The organism is Allobosea sp. 05T438 (genome assembly GCF_056396025.1).
This window is the reverse complement of sequence record NZ_JBFTKQ010000009.1, coordinates 173,016-188,162: the sequence shown is the minus strand read 5'-3', so window position 1 is coordinate 188,162 and position 15,147 is coordinate 173,016. Positions and strand designations below refer to the sequence as shown.

Here is a 15,147-nt window from a genome sequence, read left to right as displayed (position 1 = left end):
GAAGTCACGTCCAGCTATCCGCCGCGGATGACGCCTGCGTGACTGCGCGACATCATTGTTCGGCCGTCAGAACCAGGCGGCGCCGGCGCGGTTAGCGAGCTGGTGAGCAGCCCATGCCTGTTGCGGGACCGGCTCGGTCGTCCCGACAAGGGCAAGGTGCAGCATGGCAACCCCTGCATCGCGGGTGTGATCTCATCGATCCTGGCGGAGGCGAGCGTTCGCGGAACATCCCTTGCAGCTGCGGAGCCCCGTCAGCCGTTGCTCCGCACAGCTAGCAAACCGCTGGGTCAGAAGGGCTGGGATCGCAGGGCGGAGCTTCGATCGCCGAGGCGGAGCGACATCCGGCATCTCGACGAGGTCGCGGTCACCGTTGCCGGCAAGAGCACTGGCTCGGGCGGGCTCTCGACCAGGATGGATACGTCGCGACGAAATCCTCCAGACCCGGCGCCACGCCAAGTCGGCGCGGCGTCTTCTGAAGAAGCAGGGCTATGCGCCCCGGCGCATGATCACCGACGAGTTCGGGCCTTGACGCCATCGCCCACAGGAAAGCCGTCGCCGGCGTCACGGCCCGAGCCTGTCATCGAGCCCAATGCACCTCTTGGCGGCCACCGGCGGCTATTGTGACGACGACCACCACGGTGTGTTCGCGCGCTGTCTTCTCAAGCCGATTCAACGGAGGCCTGGGACAGCGCGGCATTGAGGCCTGCGGCGAGGTCCGCGTCCAGCGGGGCGCCATCGATCCAGCAATGGCGCACGATCGCGATGCGGCCGGCATCGATCAGGCTGTTCTCGTCGCCCGGGCGGCTGGTATGCGGCCGGCCGCGGCGAATGCGCCAGACGATGCGGTCGCCCTCCTCAGAATGGATGTCGGCCGCCCCTGCAATTTTGTCGCGGCCGATCGCGGCAAGGCCTATCTCGGCCGGCAGCTCCTTGGGCAGATTGACGCTGAGATAGGCACCCTCGCGGCTCCAGGCGGCGCGGCGCTGCCAGAGATTGTCGATCAGGGCCGCCAGTGCGGTGACATCGCGCTCCTCGGATGTCCCGCCCTTGGTGCGGGAGAAGCCGATGGCGGGGATATCCCAAAAACTCGCCTCGCGGGCGATCGAGAGCGTGCCGGAATAGGCGGCGTCCTCGGCGGCGTTGCGGCCGTCATTGACGCCGGAGAGCACGAGGTCCGGCTTGCCGCCGTCGCGGAACAGCACGGTCATCGCTGCGACGACGCAATCGGCCGGCGTCCCGTTCAATGCGTAGACCTGCGCTTCGCGGCGGGTCAGCGTCATATCGCGGTCGAAGGAGAGGTGATGGCTCGCCGCCGTCCATTTCCGCTCGGGCGCGACGACCCAGATGTCGGAAGCGACGCGGGCGGCGGCGCGGCGCAGCAGGGCGATGCCGGGGGCGTCGATGCCGTCGTCATTGGCGATCAGGATGCGCATGGGTCAGATCTCGATGACGTCGCCGGGCTTGAGGTTGGCGACAAGGCTTGGAATGTCGTCTGCGAGCGCCCGGGCGGTGGCCGCATCGCAGGAATGGGCGAGCACACGTTCCGCACCGCTTGCCGTGGCAATGGCCGCGTTCTCGGGCAAGGTCGGATGGGTCGGGAAGCGCAGCCAGTCCGCCGTTCCGGCAGCCCGCATCGCGTCGGCGGGGCTACCTTTGGGGACATGGCCGGTCAGCAGCACCGGGTGCCCGTCGCGGCGCGCTTGAGCAAGCGCGGCCTTGGATGGACCTGAGAGCCCCATGCCATCGTCGCACAGCAGAGCCGCCGCCGGCAGCTTCTGCCCCTCTTCCCAGAGGGACGCGTTAGCGAAGCGCGCCGACAGCAGGTCGACGCTCCCCGGTTTCAACCAGGCGGAGGCCGCGATCTGTTGAGCCAGTGCGGCGTGCATCGACTGGTGGATGGCGATCGGGCCTTCGATCAGCCCGATCAGCTCGATGGAACGGCCGGATAGCGGCGTCGGCAGCACGGCGCCCTGCGGATGCGCCGCGAGCCAGCGCCTGATGGCGGCGCCGCGTTCGGCCGCCGGGATGCGGTCCTCGCCATAGGAGGCGTCGACCAGCAACAGGTCGCAAGGCGGCAGCGGATCCATGGCGAAGACCGGGCTCGCCGGCACCACATCGCCGCAATAGCCGACGCTGCGGCCCTCGGCGCTCAGATGGCACCAGACGCCGCCGACGACATGACCGCTGCGACCGGTCCGGATCGCAATCGGACCGAGCCTGAAATCCTGGCCAGCGGCGATGATCTCGGGCGGGCTCTGCGCGGCAAGCGTACGCTCCTGCGGCGTCGCATAAGCCGCGAGCGTCGCATCGGTTTCGGCGGCGCTTTCTGCCGTCATCAGCACGCGGCCGGCAAATCCGTGGGCAAGGCACCAGCCCAGCGCCGCGACATGGTCCTCATGGGCATGGGTCACGATGATCGCATCGAGCCGCTCCAGCTCGTCCGGCGTGATCGCGGGGTAGTAGCCCGGCCCCCGCGGCGCGCTGGTGTCGACGCCGACATCGAGCAGAAGCCGGGTTCCGCCATGTTCGATACCGATGCAGGTCCGGCCCTTCTCGCCAACCCCGCCATGGATCCTGAGTTTCATGCGGCCGGTCTCATGCGGCTTTGTCCATTGTCCCGGCCTCGGGGATGACCCAACCATCATGGATCGCGATGCGGATCGCGTCGCCAGCCTGGGCCGGCGCGGGCTCGGCGGCGTCGAGATGCAGCACGAGGTCGTTGCTGGCGGCGGGACGTGCCTCGAGCCGGAAGAAGCCGCCCTGATAGGACAGCCGTTCGACTGCGGCGGAAAGCCCCTCCTGTCCGGGGGAAGCAATGCCGATGTCGCGCGCCCGCAGGCAGAGCTTCACCTGGTCGGTCACCGCCTGATCCGGCCGGCAGCGCACCACCGCCTCGACACCGAGCACGCTGACCTTGCAGCGGCCGGCCTGGGGCGCCGACAGCACGGTTGCCGGCAGCACCATGCCGTCGCCGATGAAGCCGGCGACGGTGATGTTGGCAGGCTCGCGATAGAGCATCGAGGGCGTGGCGAGCTGCAGCAGCCGGCCGCGATCCATCACGGCGATGCGATCGGCCAGCGCCATCGCCTCGGCCTGATCATGGGTGATGTAGACCATGGTCGTGCCGGTGCGCTCATGGAAGCGGGAGAACTCCTCCTCCATCGAGGCACGCAGATGCACGTCGAGATTGGCGAGCGGCTCGTCGAGCAGAACGAGCGAGGGCTCGGTGACGAGGCAGCGGGCGAGCGCGACGCGCTGGCGCTGGCCGCCGGAGAGCATGCCCGGCCGACGCTCGGCGAAGCCGTTCAGGCCGACGAGATCGAGCGCCGCCGCGACGCGGCGAGCCCGCTCGGGATCGCGCACGCCGGCGACGGTCAGGCCATAGGCGACGTTCTCCGCCACCGTCATATGCGGCCAGAGCGCATAGGATTGGAAGACGATGCCGAGCTTGCGGTGCTCGGGCGGAACATGCTGCTCGGGCGAGGAGACGAGCCGGTCGCCGATGCGGATCGCGCCGCCGTCGAGCTTGTCGAAGCCGGCGATCTGGCGCAGCAGCGTGGTCTTGCCGCAGCCGGACGCACCGAGCACCGCCAGGAACTCGCCGTCCTCGACATCGATCGAGACGTCGTCGAGGGCGATATAGGAGCCGAAGCGCTTCTGCGCCCGGTCGATGGTCAGTCGCGCCACGGCAGGACTCCCTGGGGCAGTTTTTGGGCGAAGAGAGTGGTCGAAGCCATCAGGGCGACCGTGACGAGAACGGTGATCGTCGCCAGCGCCGAGGCATAGGTGGAGTCGCCGCCCTGCTCGAAGGAGAAGACGACGACGCCGAGCGTCTCGGCCCCGGAAGACCAGAGCAGCGCCGAGACCGTCAGCTCGTTGAAGGCGGTGAGGAAGATCAAGAGCGCGCCCGCCACCGCCGCCGGCGCAACCAGCGGGAAGATGATGGTGACGAGGCGGCGCGGCAGGCCGGCGCCGGCGATCTGCGCGGCCTCCTCCAGCGTGCGGTCGATCTGAAGATAACCGCTGACGATCGGCCGCAGGCCGAGCACGAGGAAGCGCGCGAGATAGGCGAAGACGATGATCCAGACAGTGTTGTAGAGGGAGACGCCGAGCACCGGCAGCGGCTTGAGGAAAAGCAGGATCGCGGCGATCGCGAGCACCACGCCAGGCATGGCATAGGGTAGCTCGGCGGCGAGGTTGAGCAACCTGAGCGCCCGCGACTTCTTCCAGACGATGAAGTAGCCGAGCGGGACGCAGATCAGCACGATCAGGATCGCGGCTCCGGCCGACATCAGGAAGCTGTTGACGAAGGCGCGCTTCGAGGCGGCGTGCTCGAAGAGGACATAGGCATAGTTGCCGAATGTCGCCGTCGCCGCATTGAGCGGCACGCCGAAGGCCGGGATCAGCGACGTGCTGAGCAGGCCGAGCAGCGGCAGAGCCAGGACGAGGATCGCGAAGGTCCAGAGCAGCGTCTCGACCGGCGCGCGCCAGCGCCCGAGCTCGAAGGGCCGCGCGGCGCTCGAAGTCGTGGTGATGCGGAAGTCGCGACGGCGCATCATGAAATCCTGCAGCAGGATGCCGGCCATGGCGATGACGCCGATCAGCAGCGACAGGATTGCGACTTCCGAGAGCACGCCCGGCCCGAGGCCCGCGAGGCGCTGGTAGATCAGCGTCGGCAGGACGAGGAAGTTGCCGGGGATGCCAAGGAAGGCCGGGATGCCGAAATTGCCGAGGCAGGAGACGAAGCAGAGCGCGATGCCGGCGACGAGCGGCGGGGTCATCAACGGCAGCACGACGGTGCGCAGCACGGTGAGCGGGCTGGCGCCGGCGGCAAGGCCGGCCTCGATCAATTCCTTGGGCAGGGCGCGCAGGCCGGCACGCAGCGTCAGGAAGACCAGCGGCGCATATTGCAGGCCGAGCAGCAGGATGATGCCCTCGCGCGAATAGAGCGGATTGCGGCTGCCGAGCGGCGGGGCCATGCCGATCAGCTTCAGCAGCGTGCTCGACGGGCCGAAAAGCTGGAGCCAGGCCAGTGCCGTCACCTGCGGTGCGATCATCAACGGCAGCACGAAGCAGAAGGTGAAGGCGTTGCGGGCGCGGATGTCGGTCAGCGTCGCCAGCAGCGCGACGGTACCGCCGATCAGCACCGCGAGCACGGTGCCGGATATCGCGGTGACCAGGCTGTTGGCGGTGGCCGTCCAGGTCGCCGGGCTGGCGAACACCTTGCCGAGCGCCGTCGCCGAGAGCTGACCACCGGGGGCCAGCCCTTCGACGACCAGCCGCCCGATCGGCAGCAGCGAGAGCAGCGCGACGAGACCGACGAGGCCCCAGAGGAGCCCCGTCTCCTCGACGCGCGTGCGCAGCGTCGCGGTATCAGCGAGTGACATGCGCACCCGTCCGGGCTCAGTTGCCGAACATGGTGGCGAAGCGGGCCTTGTCGGCTTCCGTCACCTTGACCACGGCTGCGATGTCGGAAGGCATGACGTTGATCTTGGTGCCCTCCGGCAGCCAGGACGGCGAGCCGACGCTGGGCTTGGCCGGGATATACCCCATGGCGAGCGCAAGCTTCTGGCCGTCATCGGAGAGGATGAAGTCGACGAAGGCCTTGGCGGCGGCCTCGTTCTTGGTCGTCTTCACGATCGCGACCGGCTCGGTCACCGCCGGGGCGCCTTCCTTCGGGAAGACGAAGTCGATCGGCGAGCCCTGCTTCTTGGCATTGTAGGCCATGAAGTCGACGAGCACGCCATAGGCCTTCTCGCCGGTGGCGACCGAGCGCAGCACGGCCCCATTGCCGCGCACGGCGACCGCTTCGTTGGCCTTCAGCCCCTCGAAAAGCTTCCAGCCGAGATCGGGACGCGCCGTCATGGTCGAGAGCATGATCGCTGCGGCGCCCGAATAGAGCGGGCTCGGCATCGAGATCTGGCCCTTGTAGCCGGGCTTGTCGAGATCGGTCCAGGAGCTCGGCTTCTCCTTCGCGGCGGTGTTGTAGGCGATGCCGGTGGTGATCAGCTTCGAGCCGAAATAGGTCTTGTCGGCGTCGAAGGAGCCGGGCTGCAGGCCGTCGGTCTTGGCGCCGGGATAGGCGAGAAGCTGCTTCTGCGCCTTCAGGATCTCCATGCTCGCGGCATCGGCGATCAGCAGCACGTCGGCGCCGGGCTGGCCGGCCGATATCTCGGCGGCGAGCTTGCCCATCACCTCGGTCGTGCCGGAGCGGAAGATGTCGACGTCGACGCTGGGATAAGCCTTCTTGAAGGCGGCAATGGTCTGGGCCGCATCCTTCTCCGGCTGCGAGGTGTAGAGCACGAGCTTGCCCGAGGGGGCCTGCGCGAAGGCCGGGCCGGCGGCGAGCAGAGCGCCGAAGGCCGCGGCCATCACGAATTTGCGTCTCGTCTGGGTCATCATTTCGTCTCCTCCGTTATTCGCCGTCGACCTTTGCGCCCGTTGCGGTGGCCGATCTTGCATTCTGATGGTCTATAGCTGGCAATTCGCGGCCTTGCGCGGCCGCGACCGCCCTTCAATCACAAAAGTATCTCGGGGCTTTCCAGCGCCTCGCGCAGATCGGCCATGAAGCGGGCGGCGGCGACGCCGTCCACGATCCGGTGGTCCGAGGACAACGTGAAATTCGCCATCGGCCTCAGCACGATCTGGCCGTCTCGGCCAACAGGCTTGTCGACGGTTCGGCCGACCGCGAGGATCGCGCCCTGCGGCGGATTGATGATCGCGGTGAAGCTGTCGACGCCGTACATGCCGAGATTGGAGATGGTGAAGGTGCCGCCGCCGAGCTCGGCCGGTGTCAGCGTGCGCCTGGCCATGCCGTCGCGCAATCTGGCGAATTCGCGCGTCATCGCCGGCATATCCATGTTGCCGGCATCGCGCAGCACCGGCACGACGAGATCGCCGTCGCGCTCCATGGCGATGCCGATGTCGATGCGCTCGTGGAAGCGCGTCGCCTCGCCCTCGGCGGATGCGTTGATGACCGGGTGGTCGCGCAGGATGCGGGCAGCGATGCGGGCGATCAGCACGGTGATGCTGGGCTTGGGGGCGCCGATGCGCTCGTGACGGGCAGCGAGGCGGCGCAGCAGATCGCGGGACGCGCTCATCTCGATCTCGGAGGTGAGATAGAAATGCGGCGCCGTGCGCATGCTCTCGGAGAGCCGGTTCGCGACGATGCGGCGGATCGCCGAGAAGGGCTGCAGCCGGCCCTCGGAATTGCTCGCGGCCGGGACCGGCGCGGGACGTGTCTCCTGCGCGGGGGCGCAACGCGGGCGTTGCTCCAGATGGCGCTTCACATCGGCTTCTCCGATGCGTCCGCGTGGTCCAGTGCCGGCCACTGCCTTGAGATCGATGCCATTCTGGCGCGCGATACGGCGGGCGAGCGGCGTGGCGCGCAGGCCCGGCGCCACAGATTGAGCCGCAGAGGCGCCTGACGCCGGAGCCGCGCCTTCAGGGTTGGAGGTGGCAGCCGCCACGGAAGCCGCAGCGGCTGCCGGCTCGGACGGCGTGGTGGCGGCCTCGCCGTCGAGGTAGATCCAGGCGACGGGCGTCCCCACCGTGATCGGCACGCCGGTCTCGAGCTTGATGCCGCGGATCGCGCCGCTGGCCGGCGCCTCGACCTCCATCACGGCCTTGTTGGTGCCGATTTCGAAGATCGTGTCGCCCTGGCGGACAAGATCGCCTTCCTTGACATGCCAGGCCTCGATCGTGCCCGTCTCCATGTCCATGTCGACCTTGGGAAGGATGACCTCGACCGGCATCAGGCTTCCCCGCGGCGCACGAGATTGGTGGCGGCGGCAACGATGTCGTCCTCCTGCGGGACGGCGGCCTTCTCCAGCACCGGATTGTAGGGGATCGGCGCATCGGCACCGCCGAGCCTGATAATCGGCGCGTCGAGGAAGTCGAAGACCTCGCTCTCGGCGATCATCGCCGAGATCTCGGCGCCGATGCCCATGGTCTTGACGCCCTCGTAGACGACCAGCAAGCGGTGCGTCTTGCGCACGCTCTCGGCAATGGTGGTGAAGTCGATCGGGCGGATCGAGCGCAGATCGATGACCTCGGCCGAGATGCCGTCCGCTGCGAGGCGCTCGGCTGCAGCCTCCGCCTTGCGGGCCATGATCGAGGAGCCGACGATGGTGACGTCCGTGCCCTCGCGGCGGATCGCCGCTTTGCCGATCGGCACGCGATAGGCCTCAGCCGGGACATGGCCCTTGGTCTTGTAGAGCAGCTTGTGCTCGAAGATCAGGACCGGGTTGGGGTCGTCGATGGCGGCGAGCAGCATGCCCTTGGCGTCATGCGGGGTGCTCGGTTGCAGGACCTTGAGGCCCGGCACATGCGCGAACCAGGCCTCCAGGCTCTGGCTGTGCTGAGCGGCGGCGCCGGTGCCGGAGCCGCCGGGCAGACGCACCACCATCGGCACGCTCGCCTTGCCGCCGAACATGAAGCGGATCTTGGCCGCCTGGTTGACGAGCTGCTCCATGGCAAGCGTGACGAAATCCGAGAACTGGATCTCCAGCACCGGCCGCATGCCGGTGATCGCGGCGCCGACCGCGGCGCCGGCAATGCCGAGTTCGCTGATCGGGGTGTCGATCACGCGTTCCTTGCCGAAGCGGTGGACGAGATCGCCGGAGACGCCGAAGGCGCCGCCATAGATTCCGACGTCTTCGCCGAAGAGGAAGACGCGTTCGTCGGCTTCCATCGCCTGACCGAGCGCCTCGCGCACCGCCTCGGCATAGGAGAGTTCGCGAATCTCGGCCGCGGCCTCGAGGGTGTCAGAGGGCATAGACGTCACGGGTCAGGTCTTTCGGATCGGGGTCCGGGCAGGCGCGGGCGAATTCGACGGCGGCGTCGATGTCGCGCTGGGCATCCTCTTCCAGCTTCATCAGCGCCGCAGCGTCGAACCGGTCATGCGCCTTGAGCTCGTCCTCCAGGCGCCGGATCGGGTCCTGCGCCCGCCACTCCTCGATCTCCTCCTTGGTCCGGTAGAGATTGCGGTCGCTCTTGGAGTGGCCGCGCCAGCGATAGGTCTTGCACTCGATCAGCGAAGGGCCTTCGCCGGAGCGGGCCCGCGCAATCGCTTCGCGCGCCACGGCCGCGACGCCGGCAAGGTCGTTTCCGTCGAGGCTGTGGCCCGGCATGGCGTAGGCGGCGGCACGGTCTGCGACATTCGCCACCGCCATGGCGCGCGAGATGTCCATCGACATGCCGTATTTGTTGTTCTCGCAGACGAAGACGACCGGCAGCTTCCAGATCGAAGCCATGTTGAGCGCCTCGTGGAAGGCGCCCTCGTTCGAGGCGCCGTCGCCGAAGAAGACCATGCAGACCCGGCCATTCTTCTGGGCCTTGATGCTCATGCCGACGCCGACCGCGATCGGGAGGCCGCCGCCGACGATGCCGTTGGCGCCGAGATTGCCGCCCTCGACATCGGCGATATGCATCGAGCCGCCGCGGCCCTTGCAGTAGCCGGTCTCCTTGCCGAAGAACTCGGCGAACATCAGCTTCGGCTCGGCGCCGCGCGCGATGCAGTGGCCATGGCCGCGGTGGGTCGAGAGGATGTAATCGTGCGCTTCGAGCGGCAACGTCGTGCCGACGGCGCTCGCCTCCTGGCCTATCGAGAGATGCATCGTGCCGTGGATCAGGCCGCGCATATAGCTCGCCTCGGCCGCCTCCTCGAACTTGCGGATGAGGTGCATCCGGGTCAGCGCGCGCGCCACCGTCTCGTCGTCGAGCGCGGCGAGTTCGGGCCGCTGGTTGGGCCTCGGCGCGGCGCTTGCCATGTCGTCCGTCTTGCGCGCGCTCATGCCTGGGCTCCGGAGGTCAGCGCGGCGATCATCGCGTCCTGAGCGCGGCGCACCTCGACGATCTTCAAGCGCTCGTCGGGGGCGGCGTCGGCGAGCGTGATCAATTCGCCCTTGGCGACGGCGCGCGTCATCGTCGCGCCCTGAGCGAGGCCGATCGGCAGGGCCTTGCGGGCCTGCGCGTCGACGCGGGAAAGGGCGAAGCCGCGATAGCCGTATTCGCCGATGGCATCGAGCGTTTCGCCGGCCGCGAGATCGCGCTTGGCGACGCAGCCGACCTCGGAGGTCGGCACCGGCAGCGGGCGCATATGGCTCTGGTTGAAGATGACGGCGGCAGCGGCCGAAAGCGGCACTTCCAGGCTCGTCAGGTGATAGGGCCGGAAGAAGGAGTAGTAGGGGCCGGGGCCGAGATGCAGGTCGCTCATCCGCTCGCGGACGCGGGGATGGCGCATCTCGGCGATGGCGAAGACGCCGGGCGCCACGCCCTTGGCCACGGAGAAATCGACCACGCCCTTGTGCGAGAGGAGGCCGCCTTCTTCCTTCGGGCAGAAATAGTTCTGCAGTTCGTCCTTCGGCGCGGCGGGGCCGTGCATGCCGGGGATGTCGGGGATGAAGCCGCAGGCATTGGCGATGGCGACCATCTCGACCATCGTCTTCGAGCCGTCGACGAACTCGACCAGCATGCGCGGGTTCATGTTTCGGCGCTTGGCCTCGTCGACATAATCGGCCGGCACCGCGTCGATCCGGAAGGGGTTGTTCTTGCCCTTGCCGGCGGCGACGACCGGATAGCCCATGGCCCGGATGAAGTTGATCAGCTCCATCGCGGCGGCGGGCTCGTCGCCGGCACCCAGGGTGTAGACCACGCCAGCCTTCGCCGCCTCGGCAGCGAGATACGAGCCGATGGTGATGTCGGCCTCGACATTCATCATCACGATGTGCTTGCGCGCGGCAATCGCCGTCAACGCCACCCGCGAGCCGGCTTCCGGATTGCCGGTGGCGTCGATGATGACGTCGACCGATGACGAGCGGCAGATCAGATCGAGGGAGGACGTGGCGGCGATGTGGCCTCTGCGCCGGGCGGCGTCGAGCCCCGCCTCGTCAGAGACCGAAGCAACCTCGCCCTTGCGCCCGGCCAGCGCCGCGGCGTCCGAAATCCTGTCCGGCGCAATGTCGGCCACGGCCGCGATCTCGATTCCGGGCATCTGAGAGATCTGCACGACAATGTCGGTACCCATCTGGCCGGCGCCGATCAGGCCGACGCGAACGCGCTTCCCGGCTTTCTCGCGCAGGTCCAGGGCTTCGGCCAAGGAGAGCCCGACTGCTGGCGCGCCAAATGGCGGCGGCGGTTGAATGGCGGCCATGTTCCTCGAGTGCTCCCTTGGACATATGTTCTTTTGCCGGAACAAAAGGACGGGACATCTATTCTGTCAAGAGCACTTATGTTCGGGGCAGTTGCCTTTGATGCGCCGATGCTGCGATGCTGTGTGGGCGCGGTGGACGGTATGGCGGATTAGCAGTGCAAGACGCATTCGACGGGGGATCTGCTCAGGGCGAAGGACCGGTCGCGGAAACCAAGGTCCGCGCTGCCTGGCTGTATTATGTCGAGGGCTTGACCCAGGAGCAGATCGCCGAAGCGCTGGGCCTGAGCCGGGTCAAGGTCATCAGGATGCTGGCCGCGGCCCGAAACGACGGTATCGTCAAGATCAGAATCGACGCGCGCTCGGCCCGGCAAGCCGCGTTGGAACGCGGATTGGTGACCGCGCTCGGGCTCCAGGAGGCAGTCGTCGTACCTGCGGCGCGCGACCCGGCGAGCGTGTCCTCTCTCGTTGGCTACGCTGCTGGTCTTTGGCTTTCAGACCGGATTGTCGACGGCATGTCGCTCGCCGTGGGCTGGGGACGAACACTGAGCCAAGCGCTCCGCGGCATTCAACCCCGTCAGATCGAGGCGATGTCAGTGGTGTCCCTGCTCGGCGGGCTGACCCATTCCCGCAGCATCAATCCTTCAGCGGTGGCGCGGCGCGTCGCCGATCTCTTCGGGGCCGATTGCTTTCAGCTCACCGCACCGGTCTTCGTGTCAGATGCCAAATTGCGGGATGCACTGTGGCGCGAGCCGACATTGCGCGAATTGCGCGACCGGGCCAAAGCGGCCGATATCGCATTGGTCAGCGTTGGCGATGTCGCTGCCGGGTCGACGCTGTTTCGCGAGGGCCTGTTGCCGCAATCGGACCTGGCATCTCTAAAAGCGACCGGAGCGGTGGGCGACCTTGTCTGCCATTTCATCGATGCCGAGGGGCAGTTGGTCGATCACCCCGTTAACCGGCGGGTCATGGCGGTGAGCCCTGCCGATCTGAGGGGGATCGGCCTGGTGGCCATCGCGGCGGGCGGCGCCGACAAGCAGGAAGCGATTCGCGCGGCTCTGCGGGCCAGCAATGCCAAGGTCCTCATCACCGATGAGAGCGCCGCAGAAGCGCTTCTGGCCAAGAGCACGGCGAGCAATACCGCCAAAGAGCGAATTCAGGCATAGGGAGAACACGATATGGCAACCAATTTCGAGCAATTCGCGCGAAATTCCCTCCAGTTTCGGCCGTCCGATATCCGCCTCGTTCTGGAGCGCGTGCATTCTCATGTCGTCAAGCCGCGCATGACACCGGAGGAGCTGCTCGAGGTTGTTCGTGGCCTGGGCTTTGAAACGGTCGAAGCGTTCGGAGATCGGATCGGCCTGGAACAGCGGACAGCCGAAAGCTGGGCGCGATACGGGCTTTCAAGGGATGCGGCGCAGCTCCTGCTGGCCCTGCTGAACTATCGCCAGCGTCTCCTCGACGCGATGGATGATTTCGAGAAGACGACGCAAATACCGTTGGATGGCTTTTTCGAAAACCAGCAGCTCCCATAGAGAAGATACTTGGGATTGAAGCGCGTATCCGATAGAAATTTGGATACGCAAACCCAAGGACGAGCACGGCAAGGTGCAGCGGCAGCTTGCTGCAGCTCCCTTCCGTTATCGAGAGAACGGTTCGCGAGAGGTCGTGCCGGCAACGACGAGGACAACGAAAGGTTGGACCCTGCCGAAGGGCTGGCCGATCAAAAAATGACGGCATCTGAATCAGCCCTGCGCGTGTCCTAGAGGACATCGGCATCATAGGGCTGATCGGAAAAAATTCAGCGACTTGGCTATGGCGCTCCCTAGGGGACTCGAACCCCTGTTTTCGCCGTGAGAGGGCGACGTCCTAGACCGCTAGACGAAGGGAGCAGCGCCGGTCGTGGGCGTTCTGTAGTCGGAGCACCGCGGCGCCGCAACTGCTTTTTTTCAGCTGTCCCGACAAAAATCATTGAGCCTGCCCGGCGGGTTCGACAGCCGCGGCGATAATCCGGACCTTTCCATGCGGATTGTGGCCAAGGTGGAGACGATCGGAACATCCCGCTCGGTTGCCGGCGCGACCGATGCGCTCCACCGACGAAAAGACGGCGCGGGCCGCGCGGGAAGCGGCCAGACAGGTCTTGCAAGCCTGCCGATGAAGCTGAAGACTGCCCCGGAGGAGCTTGGGGGAGCGTTTCGGTGGACGGGAGCGAGCAGCGACGACACCTGCCCTTCGCCGCGCTCCAGCGCAGCCGCCTGGCCTTTCGGGCCGGGCTCCGTGGCCTCATCTCGATCGTGTATCCTCCGGTCTGCATCGCCTGCCAGGCCGCGACCGGCGAGGCGCAGGCGCTCTGCGCGGCCTGCTGGGGCAGCATCGGCTTCATCGAGCGGCCCTATTGCGAGCGGCTCGGCACGCCCTTCGCCGTCGATCTCGGTCCCGGCCTGCTTTCACCGGCCGCGATCGCCGACCCGCCGGTCTTCACGCGGGCCCGCGCCGTCTGCCGCTTCGACGGTGCGGCGCGCGAACTGGTGCATCGCTTGAAATATGGCGACCGCATCGAATTGTCCCTGACACTCGGGCGCATGATGGCGCAGGCAGGCCGCGAGCTCCTCGGCGAGGCCGAGATCGTCGCGCCCATCCCGCTCCACCGCACGCGACTCTGGAACCGGCGCTTCAACCAGGCAGCCACGCTGGCCGGCATCGTCGCGCGCCAGGGGAAGCTTCCGCTCGCGCCAGAGCTGCTCGCCCGCGTCAAGCGCACGCGCCAGCAGGTCGGGCTCACCCGTGCGCAGCGCGCCGACAACCTGCAGGGCGCGTTCAGGGTGCCGGCCGGGATGCGCCCGCAGGTCGAGGGCCGGCGCGTCCTCCTCATCGACGACGTGCTGACCACAGGCGCGACCGCCAATGCCGCAGCCCGGGCATTGTTGCGGGCCGGCGCCCGCGAAGTCGACATCCTGACCTTCGCGCGGGTCGTGACGGATGGCCGGGAAGGCACTACATGAGGGCTCAGCATCTTATCGAGAGTCCTCAGCCCATGCCGCCGGTCACGATCTACACCACCTCCTGGTGCCCCTATTGCAAGGCGGCCAAGACCCTGCTGACCCGAAAGGGCGTCGCCTTCTCGGAGATCGATGTCGACGGCCAGCCGGAACTGCGGCAGGCAATGACTGCCCGGGCCGGCGGGCGCACTTCGGTGCCGCAGATTTTCATCGGCGAGCGCCATGTCGGCGGCTCCGACGACATCCACGCGCTCGATGCCCGCGGCGAACTCGACAAGCTGCTGGCGGCCTGAAGCACAGGGCCTCGACGGCCCTGCCAAGCCAGCCTGCGGCGCCCCTTGCGTGCCAATTTGCCTTGGTGGCGCGACACCACCATCTAAGACGACATGATCCGCTACACCCTCATCTGCGACAACGGCCACGAATTCGACAGCTGGTTTCCGTCCTCGGCCGGTTTCGAGGACCAGGCGAGGCGCGGCTTCGTCAGCTGCCCGATCTGCAACAGCACCAAGGTCGAGCGCGCGATCATGGCGCCCAGTGTCGCGCGCACCGATCTCGACGCACGCGCGGCCGAGCCTGCACCGGAAGCTTCTGCGCCCGCGGCCGCGCCGCCAGCCCCGGTCGCGCTGATGAGCGACAAGGAGAAGGCTTTCCGCGAGATGCTGACGGCGCTGCACCAGCATGTGCATGAGAATGCCGAGCATGTCGGAGAGCGCTTCGCCGACGAGGCGCTGAAGATCCATCATGGCGAGGCGGAATCCCGCGCCATCTATGGCGAGGCGACGGCCGAAGACGCCCGCGCGCTGCATGAGGAGGGCGTCGACTTCCTGCCGCTGCCGCGCTTGCCCGGCACGCGGAACTGAAGCCTCCAGCCGGCGCGACACGCGCCTCGTTCCCGCCACAAGCGCGCCACGAATAAAAATTCGGGACCCGGGACGCCCGGTTTTGCGTTCTATGGCAAAGCGTTAAATCATCGGCCGGCGGAAGGATGCATCCGTC

At 67.3% G+C, this 15,147-nt stretch carries 14 protein-coding genes, 1 tRNA gene and 1 pseudogene; 6 read left to right on the top strand and 10 right to left on the bottom strand.

Annotated features, from left to right (window positions below; all coding sequences use genetic code 11):
* Positions 1-324: 324 nt before the first annotated feature.
* Positions 325-517: pseudogene (locus AC1DIN_RS18950) on the top strand (DDE-type integrase/transposase/recombinase); the annotation flags it as partial.
* 142 nt (positions 518-659) lie between these two features.
* Here AC1DIN_RS18950 and surE read toward each other — a convergent pair.
* The 9 genes from surE to AC1DIN_RS18905 all read right to left on the bottom strand — a co-directional run bounded on the left by surE (position 660) and on the right by AC1DIN_RS18905 (position 11,152).
* On the bottom strand, positions 660-1,433 hold the full coding sequence (gene surE, locus AC1DIN_RS18945) for a 5'/3'-nucleotidase SurE (RefSeq protein ID WP_476810906.1): 774 nt from the start codon (positions 1,431-1,433) through the stop codon (positions 660-662).
* A 3-nt stretch (positions 1,434-1,436) separates the two neighbouring features.
* Complete coding sequence (locus tag AC1DIN_RS18940; RefSeq protein ID WP_476810905.1) at positions 1,437-2,585, bottom strand: MBL fold metallo-hydrolase; 1,149 nt, start codon at positions 2,583-2,585, stop codon at positions 1,437-1,439.
* A 10-nt stretch (positions 2,586-2,595) separates the two neighbouring features.
* The gene (locus AC1DIN_RS18935; protein WP_441472378.1) at positions 2,596-3,687 is read right to left on the bottom strand and encodes an ABC transporter ATP-binding protein; all 1,092 of its coding nucleotides are present in this window, start codon (positions 3,685-3,687) and stop codon (positions 2,596-2,598) included.
* The gene (locus tag AC1DIN_RS18930; protein WP_441472377.1) at positions 3,675-5,387 is read right to left on the bottom strand and encodes an ABC transporter permease; all 1,713 of its coding nucleotides are present in this window, start codon (positions 5,385-5,387) and stop codon (positions 3,675-3,677) included. The genes AC1DIN_RS18935 and AC1DIN_RS18930 overlap by 13 nt, the downstream gene beginning before the upstream one ends.
* A gap of 16 nt (positions 5,388-5,403) precedes the next feature.
* Positions 5,404-6,402 carry an ABC transporter substrate-binding protein gene (locus AC1DIN_RS18925; protein WP_441472376.1) on the bottom strand — a complete coding sequence of 333 codons (999 nt, stop codon included), beginning with the start codon at positions 6,400-6,402 and terminating at the stop codon, positions 5,404-5,406.
* Between the two features lie 116 nt (positions 6,403-6,518).
* Complete coding sequence (locus AC1DIN_RS18920; protein WP_476810904.1) at positions 6,519-7,754, bottom strand: dihydrolipoamide acetyltransferase family protein; 1,236 nt, start codon at positions 7,752-7,754, stop codon at positions 6,519-6,521.
* The gene (locus AC1DIN_RS18915; RefSeq protein ID WP_476810903.1) at positions 7,754-8,776 is read right to left on the bottom strand and encodes an alpha-ketoacid dehydrogenase subunit beta; all 1,023 of its coding nucleotides are present in this window, start codon (positions 8,774-8,776) and stop codon (positions 7,754-7,756) included. Before AC1DIN_RS18915 ends, AC1DIN_RS18920 begins: the two co-directional genes overlap by 1 nt.
* Entirely contained in the window at positions 8,766-9,770 is a 1,005-nt protein-coding gene (locus tag AC1DIN_RS18910) for a thiamine pyrophosphate-dependent dehydrogenase E1 component subunit alpha (protein WP_441472418.1), read from the bottom strand. Before AC1DIN_RS18910 ends, AC1DIN_RS18915 begins: the two co-directional genes overlap by 11 nt.
* A 20-nt stretch (positions 9,771-9,790) precedes the next feature.
* Complete coding sequence (locus tag AC1DIN_RS18905) at positions 9,791-11,152, bottom strand: NAD(P)H-dependent oxidoreductase (protein ID WP_476810902.1); 1,362 nt, start codon at positions 11,150-11,152, stop codon at positions 9,791-9,793.
* Between the two features lie 155 nt (positions 11,153-11,307).
* On the opposite strand from AC1DIN_RS18905, the gene AC1DIN_RS18900 reads away from it, so the two are divergent.
* Together AC1DIN_RS18900 and AC1DIN_RS18895 are read left to right on the top strand one after the other, a co-directional pair.
* On the top strand, positions 11,308-12,315 hold the full coding sequence (locus AC1DIN_RS18900) for a sugar-binding transcriptional regulator (protein ID WP_476810901.1): 1,008 nt from the start codon (positions 11,308-11,310) through the stop codon (positions 12,313-12,315).
* Positions 12,316-12,327: 12 nt separating this feature from the next.
* Positions 12,328-12,684, top strand: coding sequence for a hypothetical protein (locus AC1DIN_RS18895; RefSeq protein ID WP_441472371.1), 357 nt, complete (start codon positions 12,328-12,330; stop codon positions 12,682-12,684).
* A gap of 281 nt (positions 12,685-12,965) precedes the next feature.
* Here the strand turns inward: AC1DIN_RS18895 and AC1DIN_RS18890 are convergent.
* Positions 12,966-13,041: transfer RNA gene (locus AC1DIN_RS18890), tRNA-Glu, on the bottom strand.
* A gap of 333 nt (positions 13,042-13,374) precedes the next feature.
* Between AC1DIN_RS18890 and AC1DIN_RS18885 the strand changes: the two genes are divergently transcribed.
* The 3 genes from AC1DIN_RS18885 (at position 13,375) to AC1DIN_RS18875 (ending at position 15,011) form a co-directional block, all read left to right on the top strand.
* Entirely contained in the window at positions 13,375-14,151 is a 777-nt protein-coding gene (locus AC1DIN_RS18885; protein WP_476810927.1) for a ComF family protein, read from the top strand.
* Between the two features lie 32 nt (positions 14,152-14,183).
* On the top strand, positions 14,184-14,441 hold the full coding sequence (gene grxC, locus AC1DIN_RS18880) for a glutaredoxin 3 (protein ID WP_441472370.1): 258 nt from the start codon (positions 14,184-14,186) through the stop codon (positions 14,439-14,441).
* A 93-nt stretch (positions 14,442-14,534) separates the two neighbouring features.
* Complete coding sequence (locus AC1DIN_RS18875) at positions 14,535-15,011, top strand: DUF1178 family protein (protein ID WP_476810900.1); 477 nt, start codon at positions 14,535-14,537, stop codon at positions 15,009-15,011.
* Positions 15,012-15,147: the final 136 nt, after the last annotated feature.

Bases quoted from the DNA above. Each gene is read 5' to 3' on its own strand.
- surE (WP_476810906.1), bottom strand. From the start codon at position 1,433: ATGCGCATCCTGATCGCCAATGACGACGGCATCGACGCCCCCGGCATC.
- AC1DIN_RS18940 (WP_476810905.1), bottom strand. From the start codon at position 2,585: ATGAAACTCAGGATCCATGGCGGGGTTGGCGAGAAGGGCCGGACCTGC.
- AC1DIN_RS18930 (WP_441472377.1), bottom strand. From the start codon at position 5,387: ATGTCACTCGCTGATACCGCGACGCTGCGCACGCGCGTCGAGGAGACG.
- AC1DIN_RS18925 (WP_441472376.1), bottom strand. From the start codon at position 6,402: ATGATGACCCAGACGAGACGCAAATTCGTGATGGCCGCGGCCTTCGGC.
- AC1DIN_RS18920 (WP_476810904.1), bottom strand. From the start codon at position 7,754: ATGCCGGTCGAGGTCATCCTTCCCAAGGTCGACATGGACATGGAGACG.
- AC1DIN_RS18915 (WP_476810903.1), bottom strand. From the start codon at position 8,776: ATGCCCTCTGACACCCTCGAGGCCGCGGCCGAGATTCGCGAACTCTCC.
- AC1DIN_RS18910 (WP_441472418.1), bottom strand. From the start codon at position 9,770: ATGGCAAGCGCCGCGCCGAGGCCCAACCAGCGGCCCGAACTCGCCGCG.
- AC1DIN_RS18905 (WP_476810902.1), bottom strand. From the start codon at position 11,152: ATGGCCGCCATTCAACCGCCGCCGCCATTTGGCGCGCCAGCAGTCGGG.
- AC1DIN_RS18895 (WP_441472371.1), top strand. From the start codon at position 12,328: ATGGCAACCAATTTCGAGCAATTCGCGCGAAATTCCCTCCAGTTTCGG.
- grxC (WP_441472370.1), top strand. From the start codon at position 14,184: ATGCCGCCGGTCACGATCTACACCACCTCCTGGTGCCCCTATTGCAAG.
- AC1DIN_RS18875 (WP_476810900.1), top strand. From the start codon at position 14,535: ATGATCCGCTACACCCTCATCTGCGACAACGGCCACGAATTCGACAGC.